This is a genomic window from Bradyrhizobium sp. CIR18 (assembly GCF_014198295.1).
GTDB lineage: Bacteria > Pseudomonadota > Alphaproteobacteria > Rhizobiales > Xanthobacteraceae > Bradyrhizobium.
On sequence record NZ_JACIHF010000011.1, the window covers coordinates 86,536 to 108,700 of the forward strand.

Here is a 22,165-nt window from a genome sequence, read left to right on the forward strand (position 1 = left end):
GTGCCCACGACCTGCTCAATACGGAAACAGGACGTGGGCACGCTTCCGCCTTCGCTCTTCGAGCTACGGCGGATGCTTTGCCCACCCTACGGGACCGACGCGAGCGTCGGCGAGCGGAGGATTGAAAATGGACTTTCAACACTTCTCACGTTCGCTGGAGCTCCAGGAGCGCGTCCGGCAGTTCATGCGGACACATGTCGAGCCGGTCGAGGAGCTCTATTACGAGCAGGTCAAGCCGGAGGCCGCGCGCTACAGGACGCCGCCTGTGCTGCAGGAGCTGAAGCGGCTGGCGCGGGAGCAGGGGCTCTGGAACCTGTTCTTGTCGGGCGAGCACGGCCCCGGCCTCTCCAATCTCGACTATGCGCCGGTGAAGGAGATCATGGGCCGCATCCTCTGGGCGCCCGAAATCTTCAACTGCTCGGCGCCCGATGTCGGCAACATGGAGGTGCTCGCGAATTACGGCACGCCTGCACAGCAGGAGCGCTGGCTGAAGCCGCTGCTGGAGGGGCGCATCCGCTCGGGCTTCTCGATGACCGAGCCGCAGGTCGCCTCCAGCGACGCCACCAACATCCAGTGCGCCATCAAGCGCGACGGGGACGATTACGTCATCAACGGCCGGAAGTGGTTCACCTCAGGCGCGATGAACGAGGATTGCGAGATCCTGATCGTGATGGGCAAGACCGCGCCCGACGATCCCGACCGCCACCGCCAGCAATCCATGATCCTGGTGCCCAGGAACACGCCGGGCGTGCGCATCGTCCGCGATATGCTCACCTATGGCTATGACGACGCCCCTAGCGGCCATCCTGAGATCGTCTACGAGAACGTCCGCGTGCCCGTGGAGAACATCCTGCTCGGCGAGGGCCGCGGCTTCGAGATCGCGCAGGGGCGGCTCGGCCCCGGCCGCATCCACCATTGCATGCGGCTGATCGGCTGCGCCCAGCGTGCGCTCGAATTGATGTGCCAGCGATCAGTCTCCCGCGTGGCCTTCGGCAGGCCGATCGCCGAGCAGGGCTCGGTGCGCGAGGACATCGCAAACTCGTTCTGCGAGATCGCGCAGGCGCGGCTCCTGACGCTGCAAGCTGCCGACAAGATGGACCGCGAAGGCAACAAGGCCGCGCGCGACCTGATCGCCGCGGCCAAGATCGTGGTGCCCAGCATGGCCGCCCGCGTCATCGACCGCGCCATCCAGATCCACGGCGCCGCCGGCGTCTCGCAGGATACGTTCCTGGCGCGTGCCTATGTCTACGCCCGCTTCATCCGCATCGGCGACGGCCCGGACCAGGTGCATCTGGCCGCTGTCGGCAAGGAGCTGATCAAGCGCGGCGGGGTGATGGGATAGAGCACCAGCGCTTGATTCGTTGATGTGCGGCTTAGCGCTATTTTCAAGTGCGGCGGCGCGGCAAACTAGCCGCGTCTTCCTCGCGCTTCGTGATGGCGAAGTGCGTCGACGATCACCTTGAATGCAGCCGAGTTCTGCCGCGAGGTCGGATAATAGATATAGTAGCCGTCGAATTTCGGCGACCAGTCGTCGAGCACGATGACGAGCTCACCGGAACGGACGTGCCGTGTCACCATGTCCTCGGGGACATAGGCGATGCCGAAACCTTTCATGGCGGCGTCGATCATCGCCCGGGAATCGTTGAAGGTCAGTTGTCCCTCGACGCGTACCCGCAGGTCGGGACCGTTCCTGGCGAACTCCCACACGTAATGGCCGCCGGCGGCCGCGCGCCGCTTGATGCAGACGTGCTTCAGCAGGTCTTGCGGATGTCTTGGTTTCGGATGCTCCTTCAGATAGGCAGGCGAGGCGACCGCGACGAGCCGCCAGTCCGGACCGATGCGCACCGCGATCATGTCCTTCTCGACGCTTTCGCCGAGGCGGATGCCCGCATCGAAACCGTCTTCGACGATGTTGCGGAAGGCGGTGTCGAGGCTGAACTCGACCTTGAGGTCGGGGTATTTTCCCAAGACGGGCGACAGCTTCGGCCAGACGACCGTGTCCAGCGCATGGTCCGAGAGCGTGATCCGGATCGTGCCCGACGGCTTGTCACGCAGCGACATCAGCGCGGCGATATCGCGCTCGATCTCTTCGATGCGCGGCGCAACTGATTTTTGAAGGCGCTCGCCCGCCTCGGTCAGGCCGACGCTTCGGGTCGTGCGCGTGAGCAGCCGCAGCCCCATCTGCGATTCCAGACGCTTGATCGTATGGCTGAGCGTCGATTGCACCACGCCCAGTTTCGCGGCGGCCTTCGTGAAGCTGCGCTCGCGGGCGACGGCCACGAAAGCCAGCAAATCGTTGAAATCCTGGCTCGCCATGGCCGCCACTATTCATGGCCCGTATCGATTAATGCAAGCAAATTATATCGGCTAATCGGCCGCCGCCCGGGACCCTAGATGTTGTCGTAAACGCGCGGGCTGGGGCTTCGTACCCCGCAACCGCGTGGATCGCGGTCTTCGCGCTGTTGCTTGGTGTCTCGACGCGATGCGCCGCTTGTGTGTCGGCGGAGTCCGGCTTTGTGACTCGAAGGAAGAAAGCAATGAAAGCGACAATCCTCTACGGACCCGGCGATGTCCGTTACGAAACCGTCGACGATCCCAAAATCGTCCACCCGACCGACGCCATCATCAAGCTGTCGGCGACGTGCATCTGCGGCTCCGATCTCTGGCCATATCGCGGCCTGCAGCCGAACGACGGCCCTGCGCATATGGGTCACGAATATTGCGGCGTGGTGGTCGAGATCGGCAGTGCGGTGCGGACCGTCAGGCCCGGCCAGTTCGTCGTCGGCTCGTTCTGCCTGTCGGACAATACTTGCCCGCATTGCAAGTTCGGCTTTCAATCGTCGTGCGAAAAGCGCGAGTTCATGTCGGGCGCGCAGGCGCCTTACGCCCGCGTCCCCCTTGCGGATGGCACGCTCGTCGCGACCAGGGAGGTGCCGGGCAGCGATCTCATCCCGCATCTGCTCGCGACCTCCGACGTGCTCGGAACCGGCTGGTACGCGGCCGACGCTGCGAATGTGAAGCAGGGCTCCGTGGTCGCGGTGGTCGGTGACGGCGCGGTCGGCCTCATGGGCGTGCTTGCGGCGAAAGAGATGGGCGCCTCGCGCATCATCGCCATGAGCCGCCACAAGACGCGGCAGGATCTGGCCAAAGCGTTCGGCGCGACCGATATCGTCGTCGAGCGCGGCGCAGAAGGCATCGCACGTGTCAAGGACCTGACCCGGGGCGTCGGCGCCGATTCGGTGCTCGAATGCGTCGGTACGCAGGAAGCGATGTCGCAAGCCCTCGAATGCGCGCGTCCCGGCGGCAGCATCGGCTATGTCGGTGTTCCCCACGGTGTGACTTTCGACGGCCAGGCCCTGTTCTTCGGCCAGCGGCGCATGATGGGCGGTCCTGCCCCGGTGCGGCGGTTCTTGCCCGATCTCATGGACCGCGTCCTCAATGGACGCATACAGCCGGGCAGGGTGTTCGATCTCACGCTGCCGATCGATCAGGTCGCCGAGGGCTACAAGGCGATGGACCGGCGCCGCGCGATCAAGACGCTGCTGACGGTGTGACCGCGGAGCAGGGTGCTGTCTGTCGGGAGCGGCTTTTGCAGGCTCCCGATCGGCAGCCCGACGAGTCCAAAAGGAGATCGACATGAACATTTCATTCGAAGGCAAGGTCGCCTTGGTGACCGGCGCAGCTTCCGGTCTCGGCCTCGCGGCCGCGAAAGCTTTTGCGGAGTCGGGGGCGTCTGTCGCGCTCGCGGACTGGAACGAGAATGCGGCGCGCGCTGCCGCCGACGAACTCAATGCTCGAGGTCACAAGGCGATCGGCATTCGTTGCAATGTGGCCGATGATGCCGAGGTCGAAGCCATGGTCTCAAGGACGGTCGAGACTTTCGGTCGACTCGATGCCGCCTACAACAACGGCGGCGTCCAGAATGTGCTCGCGGAGACAGCCGACACCACTCGCGAGGATTATGACCGTGTCATGGGGATCAATCTGCAGGGCATATGGAGCTGCATGAAGTTCGAATTGCAGCAGATGCGCAAGCAGGGCAGCGGCGCCATCGTCAATTGCTCATCTCTCGGCGGCCTCGACGGAGGTGCGGAACGCGGGATCTATCACGCCGCCAAGCATGGTATCCTTGGGTTCACCAAGAGCGCGGCGCTCGAATATGGAACGCGTGGTATCCGCGTCAATGCCATTTGCCCGGGATTGATATGGACGCCGATGGTGGACCGGATGGTGGCCGACGGGCAAGGCGATGCGCTCAAGGCCATGGAAAAAAGCATCCCGATGGGGGCGGGTCGGACGTCCCGAGGAAATTGCGAATGCAGTTCTGTGGCTATGCAGCGATGCTGCGAGCTATGTGACCGGCCAGTCCATCTCGGTGGACGGCGGCTTCGTCATGCGTTGATCCACATGTCGAGCCGCCGAGTGCGTCAGATTGCGGGCCGGAGCGATTTGAACGCGGCGCGTAGCTCCGCGGAAAAAAGCTCGGGCTGCTCCCAGGCCGCAAAATGACCGCCTTTGTCGACCTCATGGAAGTAGGTGAGGTTGCGATAGGCGCGCCGGGCCCACGTCTCCGGGGCTTGATAGCTCTCGCCGGGAAAGACGGTGATGGCCACCGGGAGCGAGATCTCCGCGGTCTTCTCGGGGGCGGCGAGAGCGGGACTGCGCCCGCTGTATTCCCAGTAAAGTCGCGCCGATGAAACCGCGCTGTTTGTCAGCCAGTAGAGCGTGATGTCGTCCAGTACCTCGTCGCGGGACTTCTCGGGGTCGGTGCCATCGTAATTCCAATGCGAGAAGCCTGGATGACCGAGCATCCAGGCCGCCAGTCCCACGGGAGAATCCGTCAAGCCGTAGCCGATCGTCTGCGGCCTTGTTCCCATCATCACCGCATACGATCGGTTGCCCATCCTGGCCGCCGCGCTGAATGCGTCAAACGCTGTGCGTTCCTTCTCGGACAGTCCCGCCGGGGCAGACCCGCCGGCGGCGAGGATCGCGGCGATTTCGGGCGGCACGATCGCCGGCAAATTGATGTGAATGCCGAGCAGGCCTGCCGGCGCCAGCCGCGCCATCGCGCTGGAGACCGGCGAACCCCAGTCGCCGCCCTGGGCGACGTAATGGGTGTAACCAAGTCGCTTCATGAGTTCTGCCCAGATGCGCGCGGTGTGCTCAGGACCCCAGCCGGTATCGAGCGGCTTGCCTGAGAATCCGTAGCCAGGCATCGAGGGGATCACCACGTCGAACGCGTCTTCAGGCCGCCCGCCATGGGCCGTTGGATCCGTGAGCGGATCGATCACCTTGAGCTGCTCGAAAACCGATCCCGGCCAGCCGTGGGTGATGATGACAGGGAGCGCATTGGGGTGCCTGGAGCGCACGTGAATGAAATGAATGTCGATCCCGTCGATAGCGGTGATGAATTGCGGAAGCCCGTTCATCCTGGCTTCGATCTTCCGCCAGTCGTACGCCGTCCCCCAATAGTGCATCAGCGGCTGGAGCTTCGCCAAGGGGATCCCCTGCGACTGATCGGAAACCGTCTCGCGGTCAGGCCAACGCGTCGCCAGCACACGACGTCGAAGCTCGACGAGATCGGCCTCGGGGACATCGATCCGGAAGGGGCGAATTGCGCTCGCGCCGGCAGCCGATGCTTGGTGCGCGGGAAACACGCTCGCGGAAATCGCTGCTGCAATTCCAAGCACGGCGGTGCTCAGAAGCGCGCGCCGATCTCTGTCAATGATGATCCCGGAATCGGATGACGAATTGGATGATACCGGCATGGGATGGCCTCCTGGCTTCGGGCGATCGGTGCCTGCGGGGCAGGACAGTCCTTCGTCTGTCCCTGCAACATGGCCTGGAAGCTCGCCAATGGCTCGTTAGGCGTTGTTAAATGCTGTGAGCTGTCGCGAACGCTCGGCGTGGCGAAGCGAGACAAGTGCAGCATGGCTGTCCATGTCCGCTCACAAGGGGGAGGGCGGACCGGGATAACGGCGGCACCCGGCGGTAGCGGCGCTGGGAACCATCCCAGTCGTATTACGTTTCTGTTAGTTGTGGAGGCCCCTCATGAGTAACGAGTGGAATAGCCACCGCACCTCAGTCGTCCTTTTCGCTGCTGCGGTGATCGTCGCAATACTCGCGGCGTTCGTCACGACGCTTGATCGGGTCGACACAAGGACGGCGAGCAACGAGACGCCGCCTGGTACGATGGGCCTCGCAAAGCCGCATCCGCCACTGGACCGAGCACCAGGCCAGCCGATACTCGGCAACAATGAATTGCCGCATAGCGCGCCTGCCCGATGATCGAATTGTCCCTTGGACGGGCAGCTCGCGCGGCGGAGACGCACAATGGACCGCTCGCTATTTCTCGCCAGGCTGATGGGGCCAACATTTGTCGCGATCGCGCTCGGCATACTGATCAACCTCGGCATGTACCAAAGCATGATCGTGGAGGCGCTCCACACGGGCATCCTGTTCTATCTGTCCGGCTTGCTGTCGTTGCTTGCGGGCCTCGCGATCATCAATCTGCACAATAGATGGCAGGCGGACTGGCGCTCGATCATCACGGTAATGGGCTGGCTGATGACCCTCGGCGGCATCATGCGTATCGTCTTGCCGCAGGTCGCGGTGGCGATCGGTTCGACCGTCTACAGCGGCCGGGCCGCTACCGTCGTGGTAGCGCTGATAACTGGCGCCATAGGTGCTTTCCTCAGCTTCAATGGTTACGTCCGGCGCGCCTGAGCGCGCGGCGAACGGGACGCCCCCCGGGTGGCGCGACTAGGATCCCGAGCAGACCGCCATCGCCATGATGACATCATGCCGGTGTCTTGCCCAACGAGTCAAATCTATTTCGTAAAATCAGAATTGCTTCGCGCCGGCAGCTAAGCCATTGATTCAGCTGCCCCCGGCTACTGTGCATGGGGTTGTTTTTCAGTTTTTTGTCGGAGGACCCCACCGAAGGCCCTGCAGCGGTGGACGCGCCGTTATCCCGCCTTGGCGATGCGGCCGTCCGCCGACCCCGCGCGCAAGTTCTGGAAGAACGTCTCAACCTCGCGCGACAGCGTCTCTGCGGTCTCGGTCAGGCTGCCCGCCGCCGTCAACACCGAGGATGCGGCGGTATCGGTCTCGCCGATGGCGTCGCGCAGCGAGGTGATGTTGGCGACCAGCGTCTCGTTGCCCTGCGCGGCGCTTTGCGCGTTGGACGAGATCTCGCGCGTGGCGGCGTCCTGCTGGCCGATGGCGCCCGCGATCGCCGAAGTGACCTCGTTGATCTCGCGCACCGCGCCGCCGATCTCGCGCACGGCGTCGACCGCGTTGCGGGTCGAGGCCTGGATCATCGCGACGTTCTCGCTGATCTCGGCGGTGGCCTTGGCGGTCTGGCCCGCGAGCGCCTTCACTTCATGAGCGACCACGGCAAAGCCGCGGCCGGCGTCGCCTGCGCGGGCGGCCTCGATGGTCGCGTTGAGCGCCAGCAGATTGGTCTGCTCGGCGATCGCCTGGATCAGATTGAGCACGCCGTCGATGCGCTGCGTGGCCGCGGCGAGACTCTCGATCTCGGAGATCGACTTCTCGGTGCGCTGGCCGGTCTGCTCGACCGCGCCGGCGCTCTGCCGCACCTGGCGGCCGATCTCCACGACCGAGGCCGACAGTTCCTCGGCCGCGCCCGCCACCGCCGTGACGTTGTGCGAGGCCTGCTCGGTGGCGTTCGCCGCCGTGCCGGCGCGGCTAGAGGCATCCGCGGTGACGCGCGTGATGGTCTGCGCGGTCTCGCGCATGACCGAGGCGTTGTCGCTGAGGCCGCGCATGATGGCGCCGATCGCCCCGCGAAACTCCTCGACGGATTGTTCGATGTGACGCGCGCGCTCCTCGCGCGCGGCAGCGCCCTGCGAGACCTGCGAGGCGAGGTTGCGGTTGCGGCCCATGGCCTCCTGGAAGACCTGGATCGCGCGCGCCAGCGCGCCGATCTCGTCGGCGCGTTCAGAGTGCGGCACCACGACATTCTCGGTGCCGTCGGCGACCTGCTTGATGGTCGCAGTGATCGCGGCGAGCGGCCGGGCTACCGAGCGGGCGATGATGACGATGCCAATCACGACCAGGGCCAGCGCCACGCCGCCGAGGCAGGTCAGCACGAAGGACAATTCGCGATTGGTCTCGGTCTGCTGCGCGATCTGCTTGGCGCGCTCGGCATAGACCTTGGACAGCGCCTCGAGATCCTTGTTCAGCGCCGAACGCACGGTCCGGTTGGCGTCGTTGTCGCCCCATTCGCGGCCGGCCGCCGCATTGATCTCGACGCCGCGGCGCACCAGCTCCTTGCGAAACTCGACGAACTGCTCGATGCGCTTCTTGAAGGTGGCGAACTGCTCGGCATCGTCGGCTTTGACGATGGTCTCCCAGCGCTTCACGACATCGAGGATCTGGGCGTTGAACTTGAGCAGGCCCTCGCCATATTTCTTCACCACGGCGGGCTCGGTCGACATGTAGACGCCGCGCGACTCCATCACGACCGCATAGACCAGCGAGTTGACGCGCTCGACGTTCAGCGCGGCGGCGTTCGCCGTCTCGATCGCGCTGGTCAGGTCGGCGCCGCGGCGGCTGTTGTAGTCGGACAGCATCGCGATCGCCGCCGTCAGCAGCGCGAACAGCGCGAAGATCGCATAAAGCTTGGTGGCAAGCGTGAAACGGCCGGCCAGCTTGGCGGCATTCCCAGATTCGTCTGATGTCATGGTTTTCGGAGGCCCGGAATGGCCTGCAGCGGCCGGTGAACGGGATCGTGTAGAATTGATGCAAAACTATGCAGAACGAAAATGGATGCGGCGTTAACACGGCCGTTGGCTGCCTCCGTCCTTGGTCGTAGGAAAGGCAAGTTATTTCAGCGTCTTGATCCGAAGGTAGAGTTTCAGGATAGTCTTAGGTCGGCCACCGGCCGACGCACCCCGGAGCGACCCTTGGTCTACCGCCATACCATCGACGCCACGACCCACACCTTCGCGGACCTGCGCGACCTCCTTGCCAAAGCGACGCCGCCGCGCTCTGGCGACCGGCTGGCCGGGATCGCCGCCGACACTGCCGAGCAGATGATCGCGGCACGGATGGCGCTCGCCGACGTTCCGCTCGGCCAATTCCTGCAGGAAGCCGTCATCCCCTACGAGGCCGACGAGGTCACCCGCCTCGTCATCGACAGCCATGACGCGAAGGCCTTCGCGCCGGTGGCGTCCCTGACGGTCGGCGGCTTCCGCGACTGGCTGCTGTCGGATGCGGCGACGCCGGATGTCCTGCGCAAGCTGGCGGGCGGCATCACGCCGGAGATGGCAGCTGCAGTGTCGAAGCTGATGCGCAATCAGGATCTGATTCTGGCGGCGCGGAAATGCGAGGTCACCACCGCCTTCCGCAACACCATCGGCCTGAAAGGGCGGATGAGCACGCGGCTGCAGCCCAACCATCCCTTTGACGATGCCAGGGGCATCACCGCCTCGATCCTCGACGGCATCCTGCTGGGCGCCGGGGATGCCTGCATCGGAATTAATCCCGCGAGCGACGATCCGGCCGTCATCGCGCAATTGCTGCGGCTGCTCGACGAGATCATCACGCGGCTGAAGATCCCGACGCAGGCTTGCGTGCTGACCCATGTCACGACGACGCTGGCGCTGATCGGGCAGGGCGTGCCGGTCGACCTCGTCTTCCAGTCGGTCGCCGGCACCGAGGCCGCCAACCGCAGTTTTGGAGTCGACCTTGCGCTTCTGAAGGAGGCGCAGCAGGCCGGGTTGTCGCAGGGGCGCGGCACGGTCGGGCAGAACGTGATGTATTTCGAGACCGGCCAGGGCTCGGCGCTGTCGGCGGGCGCCCATCACGGCGTCGACCAGCAGACCTGCGAGGCGCGCGCCTATGCGGTCGCCCGCGCCTTTGCGCCGCTGCTGGTTAACAGCGTGGTCGGCTTCATCGGCCCGGAATATCTCTATGACGGCAAGGAAATCATCCGGGCCGGACTGGAGGATCATTTCTGCGGCAAATTGCTCGGCCTGCCGCTCGGGATCGACATCTGCTACACCAACCATGCCGAGGCGGACCAGGACGACATGGACAATCTGCTGACGCTGCTCGCCGCCGCCGGCGTCACCTTCATCATGGGCGTGCCCGGCGCCGACGACGTCATGTTGAACTACCAGTCGACGTCTTTTCACGACGCGCTCTATGTCCGTGACGTCTTCGGTCTGCGCCGCGCGCCGGAATTCGACGACTGGCTGGCGCAGGCAGGGATTACGGGCGCCGATTTCCGTCTTGCCGGCGATGCAGGCCTGCTGCCCGATTTTGCCTCGCGGCTGATCGCCTGAGGCTGGAAGCTCCCTAAGGCCTTCAGGAAACCATTGGTCCCTCTCCGAATTATGCTTGTGCCACAATATTGAGAAATTCCGGCGGCAGCGTTACGCTATGTGTCTGGCTGGCAATTTCCGCACCATCAGTCGTGGCGGGGGAGCTTAGATGCGAGCTGAAAGTAACGGAACGTCCCGGCGGATTCTCTGTGTGTTTCCGCGCTACACCTCGTCGTTCGGGACATTCGAGCATTCCTATCCCCTGACCGATGGTGTCCGTGCCTTCATGCCGCCGCAGGGGTTGTTGCTGATCTCGGCCTATCTGCCGCCGGATTGGCAGGTCAAATTCGTCGACGAGAACCTGCGTCGCACGACCAGGGAAGAGTTCGAGTGGGCGGAAGCGGTCTTCGTCAGCGGCATGCACATCCAGCGCCAGCAGATGAACGACATCTGCCGCCGCGCTCATGAATTCAATCTGCCGGTCGCGCTGGGCGGTCCCTCCGTCAGCGCCTGTCCCGACTATTATCCGTCCTTCGACTATCTCCATGTCGGTGAGCTCGGCGATGCCACCAACCAGCTGATCGAGATCCTGTCGCGCGACGCCTCGCGTCCCGAGGCCCAGGTGGTGCTGACCACCAAAGACCGCGTGCCGATGACGGAGTTTCCGATCCCGGCCTACGAGCTTGCCGACGTGAAGAAATACTTCCTCGGCAGCATCCAGTATTCCAGCGGCTGTCCCTATCAGTGCGAGTTCTGCGATATCCCCGGTCTCTATGGCCGCAACCCGCGCCTCAAGTCGCCGGAGCAGATCATCGCCGAGCTCGACCGCCTGCGCGAATGCGGTATGACCGACACGGTGTATTTCGTCGACGACAATTTCATCGGCAATCGCAAGGCGGCGATGGACCTGCTGCCGCATCTGATCGAATGGCAGAAGCGGACCGGCTACGTGGTACGGCTCGCCTGCGAGGCGACGCTCAACATCGCCAAGCGGCCCGAAATCCTCGAGAAGATGCGCGAGGCCTATTTCATCACCATCTTCTGCGGCATCGAGACGCCCGATCCCGACGCGCTGAAGGCGATGCAGAAGGACCACAACATGATGGTCCCGATCCTGGAGGGCGTGCGCACCATCAACTCCTACGGCATGGAGGTGGTGTCAGGCATCATCATGGGGCTCGACACCGACAAGCCGAATACGTCTGAGGCGCTGCTTGGCTTCGTCGAGGAGTCCCGGATTCCGCTGCTGACGATCAACCTGCTTCAGGCGCTGCCGAAGACGCCGCTGTGGGACCGGCTGGAGCGCGAGGGGCGCCTGATCGAGGACGACGGCCGCGATTCCAACGTCGACTTCCTGCTGCCCTATGATGACGTCGTCGCGTCCTGGAAGCACGCCATGGCGGTCGCGTATGCGCCCGAGAAGGTCTACGCGCGCTTCCAGTATCAATGCGACCACGTTTATGTTCACCGCCTCAAGGTGCCGACCCCGGATGAGATGAAGACCTGGGCCAACATCAGGCGTGGCCTCGTCATGCTGCGCAACATCTTCTGGAAGGTCGGCGTGCTCGGCGACTACAAGCGCGTGTTCTGGAAGTTCGCGCTGGGGCGCATCAAGCGCGGCGACGTCGAGGGCCTGATCGGATGCACCCTGATCGCGCACCACCTCATCACCTTTGCGCGCGCGGCCTCCAGCGGCAGGCAGAACGCCTCGAACTATTCGATCCGGCTGCGCGAGGCCGCCGTTCCCGCCGAATGATGCGACATGTCTGATCCGGCCCTGCCGCGCCGTCCGACCCTCGATCTGCGGGCGTTCACGCCCGCGCGCGTGGCACTCGGCCGCAGCGGCGCGAGCGTGCCGACCAAGGCGCTGCTCGATTTCACGCTCGATCATGCCCGCGCCCGCGATGCCGTGCATGCCGCCTTCGATGCGCCGCGTCTGGCCGCCGATCTCGGCGCGCTGGGCCTTGCCGTCACGGAGGTGAGGAGCCAGGCGGTCGACCGCAAAGACTATCTGCGGCGGCCGGATCTGGGACGACGACTCGACCCCGGCTCAGCCGAGGTCTTGGCACGAGCGGCCTCGGCGCCGTGCCGGCTTGCGCTCGTGATCGGCGACGGCCTGTCCGCGGCGGCGGTGCACGCCCATGCGGTGGCGCTGGTGGGGCGCCTGCTGCCGCTGCTCGCGGAAGGGGACGACGTCGCGGTCGGCCATGTCGTCGTCGCCTCAGGCGCGCGCGTCGCGCTCGGCGACGAGATCGGCGCCATTCTCGGCGCGCGCATGGCCCTGATGCTGATCGGCGAGCGGCCGGGCCTATCCGCGCCCGATAGCCTCGGCGCCTATCTGACCTTTGCGCCGAAGCCCGGCCGCGCCGACGCCGAGCGAAATTGCGTGTCCAATATCCACCACGCTGGGTTGAGCTACGACGAGGCCGCCTTCAAGATCGCCTGGCTGGTTCGCGAGGGGCTGGCCCGGCAGGTCACCGGCGTGGCGCTGAAGGACGAGAGCGCGGACCGCGCGGCGCGTCGAATTGGCACATCTTCGCCGGGATGACCTGTGGTCAGGCCCCGAAATCGCCGCATCTTGATCGATTTGCCCACAACTCGCCTGCTTGCGAGAAGGGTGATTGACCTGCTAAACCCCGGGCGGCGATTTTCCGCGCATTTTCAAAGGGCAAGCCTCCCATTGGTATGGCGTTTTCAAGCCGTTCGCGGGGCGCAATAAGCTCTCAGACCGAGCCGATTTAGGAACTGGATAAGGCATGCTCGAAAAGCACAGCGAGAATGAGGTTCATGTCGACAAGGTCGAGCAGGGACCTACGTCCTCGATCGCCTTCGGGCTGGAGCGCATCGGGCTGATCGCCGTCCGGGCGCCGATCGTCTCCTGCATCGTCCTGCTCGTCCTGATCGTCGGCGCGGTCTTCGGCATCCACCGGATCAAGATCGACGATTCGCTGTCGCAGCTGTTTCGCTCCGACAGTCGCGAATTCCACCAATATGAAGAGGTGACCAAGAAGTTCCCGGCCGAGGAATTCGACGTCCTCGTCGTGGTCGAGGGCAAGAACCTGCTGGCCCGGAACAACCTGGAGAAGCTGCGCGACTTCATCACCGACCTGCAGCTGGTCGAAGGCACGCGCGGGCTGGTCTCGCTGTTCTCGGCACGCCAGGCGCCGGCGCCGGGCAAGCTGCCGGCGGCGCTGTTCCCGGCCGAGCTGCCCGAAGGCGCCGACTACGACAAGTTCATCGAGACCGTCAAAAACAACGAGATCATCCGCGGCAAGCTGTTGTCGGAAGACGGCACGCTGGCGCTCGTCGTGCTGTCGCTCGATCCGGAGGTGGTGGCGTCCAGCAAGCTGACCAAGACCGTCGGCGACATCCGCGCGCTGATGAAGGAGGATCTCAGCGACACCGGGCTCAATGTGCAGCTCTCGGGCGTGCCGGTGATGCAGCTCGAGATCCGCAACGCCGTCGAGCGCGACGGGCTGACCTACAACATCCTCGGCATCCTCGCCGGCTGCATCATCGCCATCATCTTCTTCCGCAAGATCTCGTTCATGGTCGCCGCGGCGTTCCCGCCGATGATCGCGATCCTCTTGGCGCTCGGCGCGCTGGGCTGGGCCAATTTCAATCTCAACATGTTCCTGAACGTGATGACGCCGCTCATCATGGTCATCAGCTTCTCGGACTCGATGCAGCTCACCTTCGCCGCGCGCGACCGGCTGATCGCGGGCCAGGACAAGTTCACCGCGTTCAAGAACGCGGTGCTGGTGGTGGGCCCGGCCTGCGTGCTGACGCACGGCACCGCCGGCATTTCCTTCATCGCGCTGCAGTTCTCCAACTCCGACCTGATCCGCAAGTTCGGCGAGGCGGGCCTCGCCGCCACCATCATCGCGCTGGTCGCGGTGCTGTCGCTGGTGCCGGTGTTCGGCGTGCTGCTCGTGCGCAATGAGAAGACGTTCGCGGTCAAATTCCAGAGCGCGGATGCCGGCGTTCAGGCGCTGCGCAATTTCTGCTATTGGATCGCGGTGCGGATGGTGGGCCGGCCCGGGCTGTTCAGCCTGATCGCGGTGCTGTTCGTCGGCGGCCTCGGCGTCATCTACGCCAATCTGGAGCCGCGCTACCGGCTTGCCGACCAGGTGCCGGACAAGCGTCAGGCGGTCGCTGCCAGCAACCGGCTCGATGCCAAGCTCACCGGTGCCAACCCGGTCAATGTGCTGATTCAGTTCCCCAAGGGTGAATCGCTCTATTCGCCGGAGACTCTGCAGACCATCGCGGACGTGCATGCGACCGTGGAGAAGGCGGCCGGTGTCGGCAATGTCTGGTCGGTCGAGACCCTGCGCCGCTGGCTTGCGGAAAAGGCCGGCAGCGCCGACGTCGCTACGCTGAAGGAATATGTCAGCGTCATTCCCGAGCATCTGGTGCGGCGCTTCATCGATGCCGAGCAGGACGCGGTGGTGGTCGCCGGCCGCGTGCCGGACAAGGATTCCAGCCAGCTCCTGCCGATCGTCGACAAGCTCGATGCCGAGCTCGACGCCGTCCGCAAGAAGCATCCGGGCTACGAGGTCGCGGTGACCGGCCTTGCCGCGATCGCCGCGCGCAACTCGGCCAGCATGATCGAGAAGCTGAACCGCGGGCTCACCGTCGAATTCGCGCTGGTTGCGATCTTCATCGGCCTTGCCTTCCGCTCCTGGGTGGTGATGTTCGCCTGCATCCTGCCGGGCATCTTCCCGGTGGTGATGTCGGGAACGGTGCTGTGGGCGATGGGCGAGGGCCTGCAATTCGCCAGCGTCGTCGCGCTTACGGTCTCGTTCGGTCTCGGCCTCAGCGCCACCATCCACTTCCTCAACCGCCTCCGGCTCGAGAGCAAGCCGGGTGTCGGCTCCGCGCTCGCGGTGGAGCGGGCGACGGTGCTGGTCGGCCCGGCGCTGATCCTGACCACGGTGGTGCTGGCCTGCGGCCTCGTCGTCACCGTGTTCTCCGACCTGCCGTCGCTGCGGCTGTTCGGCTGGCTCAGTGCGTTCTCGATGGTGATGGCCCTGGTCGCCGACCTCTTCATCCTGCGGCCGACGGCGATGTGGCTGATCAATCTGCACGCCAAGCTGCAGGGGACCGACAAGCCGGCGATCTAGTCGTCATCGCCCACACCACGGCATCCGCACGATTCCGGGAGAGCCCACCCGCGTCCGCGCGGAACTGCCGATCTTTTCTTCACGGCTGAACGAACCTTTGCTGTGCCGGCCTGTTCAACCAGAGCTGTGAACGGCTCCAGCTGATATTGTCGTTCCAACAAACAAGCGTGCGAACGATGGCACGTTGAGAAACTTCGACGACAGCCTCAGCTCTGAGGATGGGCGCATGCGCGCTGAGCCGGCTGATGAGGCGGCGTCTGGAGGTGGCATCGACAGCGTCGAGGCGCCGGATCCGACTCTTGCCAGCCTGGCTCGAACGGCCGGACCTGGCGCGTCCGCGCCAGATTGGGCGAAGGTCGCCCTCGTGACCGCAACGGTGGGCGTGTTCGCGGTCGCGGTCGGCCTGTCGTCGCCGCTGCTCGCTCTCGTTCTCAAGAGCGAGCAATTCAGCGGCCTTTTGATCGGCACCAATGCCGCGATGATGCCGATCGGGCTTTTGAGCTCCGCGCTTTGCGTGCCGCGTCTCGTGCAGGGAGCGGGTGCCTACAAGGCTGCCGTTGGGCTTGCCCTGATCGCGGCCGCAGCACTCGCCCTGATGATGGTCTTTCGCACGCTATGGATCTGGTTTCCGGCCCGGTTTGTGCTTGGTCTCGCCATCGGCGGCTTCTACATCGTCAACAAGGCGTGGTTGAACGAGATCGCCGTGCCGGTCTATCGCGGCCGCGTCATGGGACTCTATGCGGCCGTGCTGGCCGCCGGTTTCTCGCTTGGGCCCTTCGCGCTTGCGCTTACGGGCTCCTCGGGGTGGCGGCCATTCGCGGTCGGCATATTGGCCCTGCTCGCCGCTGCGCTGATCACGGCCATCTTCGCGACGCGGCTACCCAGGTTCTCCGTCAAGGAGCGCACGCCGATCACGAGCTTCATTCCGTGCGCGCCCGTGCTTCTCGCGGCGGTCGCGACTTTTGCCCTGTTCGATCATGCCACGCTGAGCTTTCTGCCGGCTTTCGGGATGAGGAACGGTTATTCCGAGCAGGCGATGGCGATTGGCCTCGCCGTGCTCAATGGCGGCAACGTGTTTCTGCAAATTCCGATCGGCTGGCTTGCGGACCGGTGTCCGCGACGGCTCGTGCTCCTGGGGTGTGCAGCCGCGACCGCAGCCGGCGCTGTCCTGCTCGTCATTGCCGTCCAGCAGGGACTGCTCATGCTGTTCATACTGCTGTTCGTCTGGGGCGCGAGCGCATACGGCGTCACCACCGTCGCGCTTGCCGAGCTGGGCGATCGTTTCGGCGGCCCGACTTTGCTGGCGGGCAGTGCGGCCTTCACGCTCGCCAGCGGCATCGGCGGAATGTTGGGCGGCCCGCTCACCGGCGCTGCCGTCGACACTGCCGGCGACAGCGGCCTGATCCTGGTCCTGGCGGGCGCCTACGGACTGCTCGGGCTGCTGGTCGCTGTTGTCCCGCTCACGCGTCGATCCGAACGATCCCGTACGGATTGAACTTGAAATCGCTCTCGGCGTAGTCCTGCTCGTGCGACAGCATGAGCTTGCGATCGCGCAGCGTTGCATCGATCCCGCGCTCGGCCATGGCGTTGGCGATCTCCTCCATCAGCATCACCGCGGACCATTCGTTGCCGCGCGATTTCGCGACATAGACCTCCGGCAGGCCGACGAGGTGATAGCCGACGCTCTCAAAGTAGCGATCGCCGGCGAGCGGGCGCTTGGCGAAGGCGAGGCGACAGGCCTTGGCGACGGCGGGCGTCATGCGAAGGCCTTGGTCCGTCTTCGCGCCGTTGCGCGCCTGATCGGCGAGGCTGCGCCAGCGCGCGACGCCGTGTGCGACGCCGGCGCTTTCGCCCTTTGCGGCAACCGCGCCCGCGTCGAACATCTCGTCCACGATCTGCAGCGCTGCGGCCGAACCGGCAGCGGTCTTCTCCTGATCCATCCGCGGGCTCAGCACGTAGAGCACCGCCTTGTGATTGGCGACCGCCGCCTCGTCCGCCGCGGACCATGCCTTCGGAAAGACGCGGTCCCAGCACACCCCGAACGACCGCTCCATGTGCGGATCGGGTTTTGCCTGCGAATAGCTGCGGTCGATCTCGAAGCCGAAATCGGCGATGGTTTTGGCCACCGCCTTCGGCGGTCGCAGCAGGCTGTCGTTCCTGCCGAGGAAGCAGAGCACGTGACGCGGCTTCACGGACGAAGGCTGCATGTTCGCTCCCTGCTGATCATTGGCGAAGGCGCGAGAGGCCACGAAGAGCCCGGCGGCCTTGAGCAGATGCCTGCGTATCGGGTCCATCTCGGCAAGTCCGTTCCGGGTGAGTTCATGTCAGCAAAAAGCCCCCGGCTCGCGAGAACCGGGGGCCATGATTCCATTGAAGCCGGACGAAATCAGCTCCTCGTCATGGTGATGTTGACGCCGCGGATCTCGCCCTTGGAAGAGATCTGCACCGTCTGCTTGGTGCCGTTGGTGCGCAGTGACAGATTGGCGGCGAAGCCGTTGGCCTCGACGAACACGTCGATCTGGCCGCCGCCGGCGGTGCCCTGGAGGTTGCCGAAGATGTTGCGGCTGGACTCGCTCCAGTTTCCGGAGATGCGCTCGCCCTGGCTCGTCACGTCGCTGGTGAGGTCGAACTTGTAGCTGTCGGACGCGCAGTGCAGAGCCTGCTTCAAATTGAGGCCGCTGCCGGCGACCTTGTAGTCGGCCTTGCAGCGAATGCGCTCGGTGGAGCCGTCGGACAGCGATACCGTGCCGGTGCCGGTCCACGCGCCGTCGAAACCGGCAAAGGGGCCGGACGACTGAGCGTGACCTGCCGAAACCGAGAAGAGCAGCGCCGCTCCGATGCCGGCCGCCTTGATTGCCAGTCCAGATCGCCCAAAGAATTTCATCTCAAATATCCCGTTTTGGAACGACGCCCGCTTACGCGCGATAACGTCTCGCCACATCGAAAGTTTAGTGCTCCGAGCCAGTGTCAGGTTCAAAGCCCGACCGCCAGAGATGGCGGTTCACGACGCCTCTCGCCAGTCCTGGACCGGTCGATTTGCCCTGTTTCTGCGTGTTTCCAGCGGGAAAGGCGGGGCGGACAGATGCAGCTCTGCAACAGGTATGCAGTAAAACGCAATGCTTCCGAATTATGACGTAGTATCAATCTCTTACATCTGCCAATGAAGGCGCAGGGAAGACCTGATTTGGTGGGCGTGGCGCCAATTTGGCCGCATTTGCCAGTGCTTGTGCCTTCTCTGAGGCCGCACCTCCCGCGGCGACATGCCATCAGAACAATCCGTTCCGGTCGTCCGCCCTGTGCAGTCCGGGTCCGGTGCGATTCTGCCGTCAGAATGAAGGAATACAATGCGTAAGCTTCTCGTCGCTCTCACCCTGCTGTCGGCTTCTGTTTCGACGGCGGCGTTCGCCCAGCAGGGCCGTGGCACGGACGCCGAGCAGAAGGCCTGCACGCGCGACGTGCAGAAGTTCTGCCGTCCGGTCATCGACCAGGGCGATTTCACCATCCTGGCCTGCCTTAAGGAGAACCGGGCCAAGATCTCGCAGGCCTGCGACCAGGTCCTGAAGACCCACAACCAGTAAGCTCGGCCACTGGCCTACAAAAAGGCGGCCTCCGGGCCGCCTTTTCGGGCCCGATCCGCAAGGGGCAGCCATCGAGAGACAGGATTGGTTTTGCGGCCGTATTCCCCTATATGGGGGCCGCGGCGGATCGCCGGCATGAGCCCGCGCGAGCGAAGAAGCCCTTCCTGTCCAAACGATTGTAAACCAGCCCTCGATGACCTCTGCGAGCGAATTGCGATCCGGTAAGGGTGACCGCGACGAGAATTTTCCCGTCGCGTCCTGGATCATTCATCCGCGTCATCGCGCCCTGATCCTGGCGTATTACAATTTCGTTCGCACCGCCGACGACATTGCCGATCACGCGACCCTGCCGCCCGACCAGAAGCTCGCTTATCTCGACCTGCTCGAGGCGGAGCTGCTCGGCAAGGGCGAGACCCAGGCTGAGGCCGTCATCCTGCGCCGTGCCCTGGCCGAGCGCGGCATGGCGCCGCGCCATGCGCTCGACGTGCTCATCGCGTTCCGCATGGACGTGACCAAGCTGCGTTACGAGAACTGGGACGAGGTCATCCACTATTGCCGTTACTCGGCGATGCCGGTCGGCCGCTTCATGCTCGATGTCCACGGCGAGAGCACCTCGACCTGGGCCGCATCGGATGCGCTCTGCGCAGGCTTGCAGATCAACAATCACCTTCAGGATTGCGGCAAGGATTTCCGCGAGCTCAACCGCGTCTATCTGCCGCGCGATGCGCTGGCAGCACACGGTGCCTCCGTGGAGCAACTCGGGCTTTCGCAGTCGCCGCCGGCGATGCTGGCCTGCCTGCAGGCGCTTGCGTCGCGCAACGAAGCGCTGCTCGACGAGGGCAGGTCGCTGGCCGCGGAGATCCGGGATTTCCGCCTCGGCGTCGACGTCGCGGTGATCCAGGCCTATGCCGATCGCATCGTGCGCCTCTTGAAGGTGCGCGATCCCCTGCGCGAGCGGGTGCACCTGAACAAGTTCGAACTGCTCATCTTCAGCCTTGCTGGAATGATCGGCGAGGCCGGCCGCCGCGCAATCGGACGCAAGGCCATTTCCAGACCGGGGACTGCACATGACGCTTGAGGCGACCTCGCCCGGCGCCAATTATGGCTCGACCGCATCCGGCAGCTCGTTCTACGCCGCGATGCGCATCCTGCCGCATGACCAGCGCGAAGCGATGTTCCAGATCTACAGCTTCTGCCGCCAGGTCGACGACATCGCCGATTCCGACGGCCCTCGCGCGGAGCGGCTCGCCGCGCTTCAGCAATGGCGCAACGACATCGACGCGCTCTATCAGGGCAATCCGCCGCCGCGGCTGAAGGACTACGTCGGCTCGGTGAAGACCTTCGGCCTCAAGCGCGAGGATTTCCTCGCCATCGTCGACGGCATGGAGATGGACGTGCCGCAGGACATCCGCGCGCCCGACATGGCGACGCTGGATCTGTATTGCGATCGCGTCGCCAGCGCGGTGGGACGGCTGTCGGTGCGGGTGTTCGGCCTGCCCGAGGAAGACGGCATCCAGCTCGCCTATCATCTGGGCCGCGCGCTCCAGCTCACCAATATCCTGCGCGACATCGACGAAGACGCTGGCCTTGGCCGGCTCTATCTGCCGCGCGAGGCGCTGCTGCATGCCGGCATCACCTCCGACGATCCGAACCGCGTGATCACCGAGCGCGCGCTGCCCAAGGTCTGCCTGCCGCTGACGCAGCGTGCGAAAGCGCATTTCGAGAAGTCGGACGAGATCATGAACCGCAACAAGCGCCGCACGGTGCGCGCGCCGCGGATCATGTCGAAGTACTATCATTCCATTCTGGATCTCCTGATTGCGCGCGGCTTCAACGCGCCGCGCCAGCCGGTGCGTGTGTCAAAGATCACACGTATCCTGATCCTGCTCCGCTACGCTTTCATCTGATGCAAAAGACAGCACACATCATCGGCGCCGGGATTTCCGGCCTTTCCGCCGCCGTGCGGCTCGCCAATGCCGGCTTCAAGGTCGCCGTGCACGAGGCGACGCAGCAGGCCGGCGGCCGTTGCCGTTCCTATTTCGACGGCGCCACCAATCTCACCATCGACAACGGCAATCATCTGCTGCTGTCGGGCAATAGCCACGCGCGCGCCTATGCGCGTTCGATCGGCACCGAGGCGGGCCTCGTCGGTCCTGAAACTGCGCAGTTTCCCTTCGTCGACGTCAAGACCGGGCAGCGCTGGCAGATCGATCTCGGCAATGGTCGTCTGCCCACCTGGGTGCTCGACGAAGGCCGCCGCGTGCCCGACACGGGCCTCACCGATTATCTGAAGCTGGCGCCGCTGATCTGGGCGTCGGAAGACACGTTGGTCGGCAAATCCATTCCTTGCGAAGGCGTGCTCTATCAGCGTCTGGTGCAGCCGCTGTTGCTCGCGGCGCTCAACGTCGATCCGCCCGAGGGCTCGGCTGGCCTCGCCGGCGCCATCGTGCGCGAGACGTTGCTTGCCGGCGGACAGGCCTGCCGTCCCCTGATCGCGCGCGATGGTCTCAGCGCCGTGCTGATCGAGCCGGCCGTGAAGTTCCTGCAGGACCGTGACCATACCGTGCAGCTGGGCCATGAGCTGCGGTCCTTCACCAGCACTGACGGCAAGGCCAGCGCGCTGAATTTCGGCGGCGAGGATGTCGTTCAGATCGGGGAGGGGGACGTCGTCGTGATGGCGGTGCCGCCGCGCGCTGCTGCGAGCCTGCTGCCGGGCGTGAAGACGCCGACCGAATTCCGCGCCATCGTGAACGCGCATTTCCGGGTCACACCGTCGGCGGGTTCGGCGCCGATTCTGGGCGTGATCGGCGGCGTCGTGGAATGGCTGTTCGCGTTCCCGAACCGGCTGTCCGTCACCATCAGCAACGGTGACCGGCTGGTCGACATGCCGCGCGAGGAACTCGCGCAGGCGATCTGGAACGACGTCTGCAAGGCCGGCGGGGTATCCGGCGAATTGCCCCCCTGGCAGATCGTGCGCGAGCGTCGTGCCACATTTGCGGCGACGCCGGCGCAGAATGCCCTGCGTCCGGGGCCGGTCACTGCGCTGAAAAACCTGTTCCTCGCGGGGGATTGGACTGCTACGGGATTGCCTGCAACCATCGAGGGATCGGTTCGATCCGGTGATCGCGCCGCCGATCTGGTTCTCGCCGCCAAAGGATCCTGAAAGGCGGCC

Annotated in this window: 17 protein-coding genes and 1 pseudogene; 13 read left to right on the forward strand and 5 right to left on the reverse strand. The window is 64.7% G+C overall.

The genetic code is table 11. The features are described from left to right. Positions 1-127: 127 nt before the first annotated feature. On the forward strand, positions 128-1,342 hold the full coding sequence (locus GGD65_RS28455; protein ID WP_183237340.1) for an acyl-CoA dehydrogenase family protein: 1,215 nt from the start codon (positions 128-130) through the stop codon (positions 1,340-1,342). A 65-nt stretch (positions 1,343-1,407) separates the two neighbouring features. Here the strand turns inward: GGD65_RS28455 and GGD65_RS28460 are convergent, their stop codons facing one another. After that, entirely contained in the window at positions 1,408-2,316 is a 909-nt protein-coding gene (locus tag GGD65_RS28460) for a LysR family transcriptional regulator (protein ID WP_092256814.1), read from the reverse strand. A gap of 221 nt (positions 2,317-2,537) precedes the next feature. On the opposite strand from GGD65_RS28460, the gene GGD65_RS28465 reads away from it, so the two are divergent. Then, entirely contained in the window at positions 2,538-3,554 is a 1,017-nt protein-coding gene (locus tag GGD65_RS28465; RefSeq protein WP_183237341.1) for a zinc-dependent alcohol dehydrogenase family protein, read from the forward strand. Between the two features lie 82 nt (positions 3,555-3,636). Then, positions 3,637-4,402: pseudogene (locus GGD65_RS28470) on the forward strand (SDR family NAD(P)-dependent oxidoreductase). Between the two features lie 25 nt (positions 4,403-4,427). Here GGD65_RS28470 and GGD65_RS28475 read toward each other — a convergent pair. Then, complete coding sequence (locus GGD65_RS28475) at positions 4,428-5,768, reverse strand: epoxide hydrolase family protein (protein ID WP_183237342.1); 1,341 nt, start codon at positions 5,766-5,768, stop codon at positions 4,428-4,430. Positions 5,769-6,333: 565 nt separating this feature from the next. On the opposite strand from GGD65_RS28475, the gene GGD65_RS28480 reads away from it, so the two are divergent. After that, a complete protein-coding gene (locus tag GGD65_RS28480; RefSeq protein WP_018315684.1) occupies positions 6,334-6,726 on the forward strand; it encodes a hypothetical protein in 393 nt (130 codons plus the stop codon). Between the two features lie 242 nt (positions 6,727-6,968). Here the strand turns inward: GGD65_RS28480 and GGD65_RS28485 are convergent, their stop codons facing one another. After that, positions 6,969-8,708: a methyl-accepting chemotaxis protein gene (locus GGD65_RS28485; protein ID WP_183237343.1), complete on the reverse strand. Its 1,740-nt coding sequence runs from the start codon at positions 8,706-8,708 to the stop codon at positions 6,969-6,971. 222 nt (positions 8,709-8,930) lie between these two features. On the opposite strand from GGD65_RS28485, the gene GGD65_RS28490 reads away from it, so the two are divergent. The 5 genes from GGD65_RS28490 (at position 8,931) to GGD65_RS28510 (ending at position 16,910) form a co-directional block, all read left to right on the forward strand. Continuing rightward, positions 8,931-10,313 (forward strand): ethanolamine ammonia-lyase subunit EutB, encoded by a 1,383-nt coding sequence (locus tag GGD65_RS28490; protein ID WP_183237344.1) that lies wholly within the window; start codon positions 8,931-8,933, stop codon positions 10,311-10,313. Positions 10,314-10,461: 148 nt separating this feature from the next. Beyond that, on the forward strand, positions 10,462-12,048 hold the full coding sequence (locus GGD65_RS28495) for a B12-binding domain-containing radical SAM protein (protein WP_183237345.1): 1,587 nt from the start codon (positions 10,462-10,464) through the stop codon (positions 12,046-12,048). Positions 12,049-12,054: 6 nt separating this feature from the next. Next, entirely contained in the window at positions 12,055-12,840 is a 786-nt protein-coding gene (eutC, locus tag GGD65_RS28500; RefSeq protein WP_183237346.1) for an ethanolamine ammonia-lyase subunit EutC, read from the forward strand. 208 nt (positions 12,841-13,048) lie between these two features. Beyond that, positions 13,049-15,415: an RND family transporter gene (locus GGD65_RS28505; RefSeq protein WP_018315688.1), complete on the forward strand. Its 2,367-nt coding sequence runs from the start codon at positions 13,049-13,051 to the stop codon at positions 15,413-15,415. A gap of 226 nt (positions 15,416-15,641) precedes the next feature. After that, the gene (locus GGD65_RS28510) at positions 15,642-16,910 is read left to right on the forward strand and encodes an MFS transporter (protein WP_183237347.1); all 1,269 of its coding nucleotides are present in this window, start codon (positions 15,642-15,644) and stop codon (positions 16,908-16,910) included. Here the strand turns inward: GGD65_RS28510 and GGD65_RS28515 are convergent. Both GGD65_RS28515 and GGD65_RS28520 read right to left on the reverse strand, forming a co-directional pair. Then, positions 16,876-17,709 carry a hypothetical protein gene (locus tag GGD65_RS28515; protein WP_018315691.1) on the reverse strand — a complete coding sequence of 278 codons (834 nt, stop codon included), beginning with the start codon at positions 17,707-17,709 and terminating at the stop codon, positions 16,876-16,878. The genes GGD65_RS28510 and GGD65_RS28515 overlap by 35 nt on opposite strands. Before the next feature lie 92 nt (positions 17,710-17,801). Further along, the gene (locus GGD65_RS28520; protein WP_018315692.1) at positions 17,802-18,299 is read right to left on the reverse strand and encodes a hypothetical protein; all 498 of its coding nucleotides are present in this window, start codon (positions 18,297-18,299) and stop codon (positions 17,802-17,804) included. A gap of 460 nt (positions 18,300-18,759) precedes the next feature. On the opposite strand from GGD65_RS28520, the gene GGD65_RS28525 reads away from it, so the two are divergent. The 4 genes from GGD65_RS28525 to hpnE all read left to right on the forward strand — a co-directional run bounded on the left by GGD65_RS28525 (position 18,760) and on the right by hpnE (position 22,156). Then, entirely contained in the window at positions 18,760-18,993 is a 234-nt protein-coding gene (locus tag GGD65_RS28525) for a hypothetical protein (RefSeq protein ID WP_018315694.1), read from the forward strand. A gap of 193 nt (positions 18,994-19,186) precedes the next feature. Continuing rightward, on the forward strand, positions 19,187-20,071 hold the full coding sequence (gene hpnC, locus GGD65_RS28530) for a squalene synthase HpnC (RefSeq protein WP_179733952.1): 885 nt from the start codon (positions 19,187-19,189) through the stop codon (positions 20,069-20,071). Further along, on the forward strand, positions 20,061-20,900 hold the full coding sequence (gene hpnD, locus GGD65_RS28535) for a presqualene diphosphate synthase HpnD (RefSeq protein ID WP_183237348.1): 840 nt from the start codon (positions 20,061-20,063) through the stop codon (positions 20,898-20,900). Before hpnC ends, hpnD begins: the two co-directional genes overlap by 11 nt. Continuing rightward, on the forward strand, positions 20,900-22,156 hold the full coding sequence (hpnE, locus tag GGD65_RS28540) for a hydroxysqualene dehydroxylase HpnE (protein ID WP_183237349.1): 1,257 nt from the start codon (positions 20,900-20,902) through the stop codon (positions 22,154-22,156). The genes hpnD and hpnE overlap by 1 nt, the downstream gene beginning before the upstream one ends. Positions 22,157-22,165 lie beyond the last annotated feature (9 nt).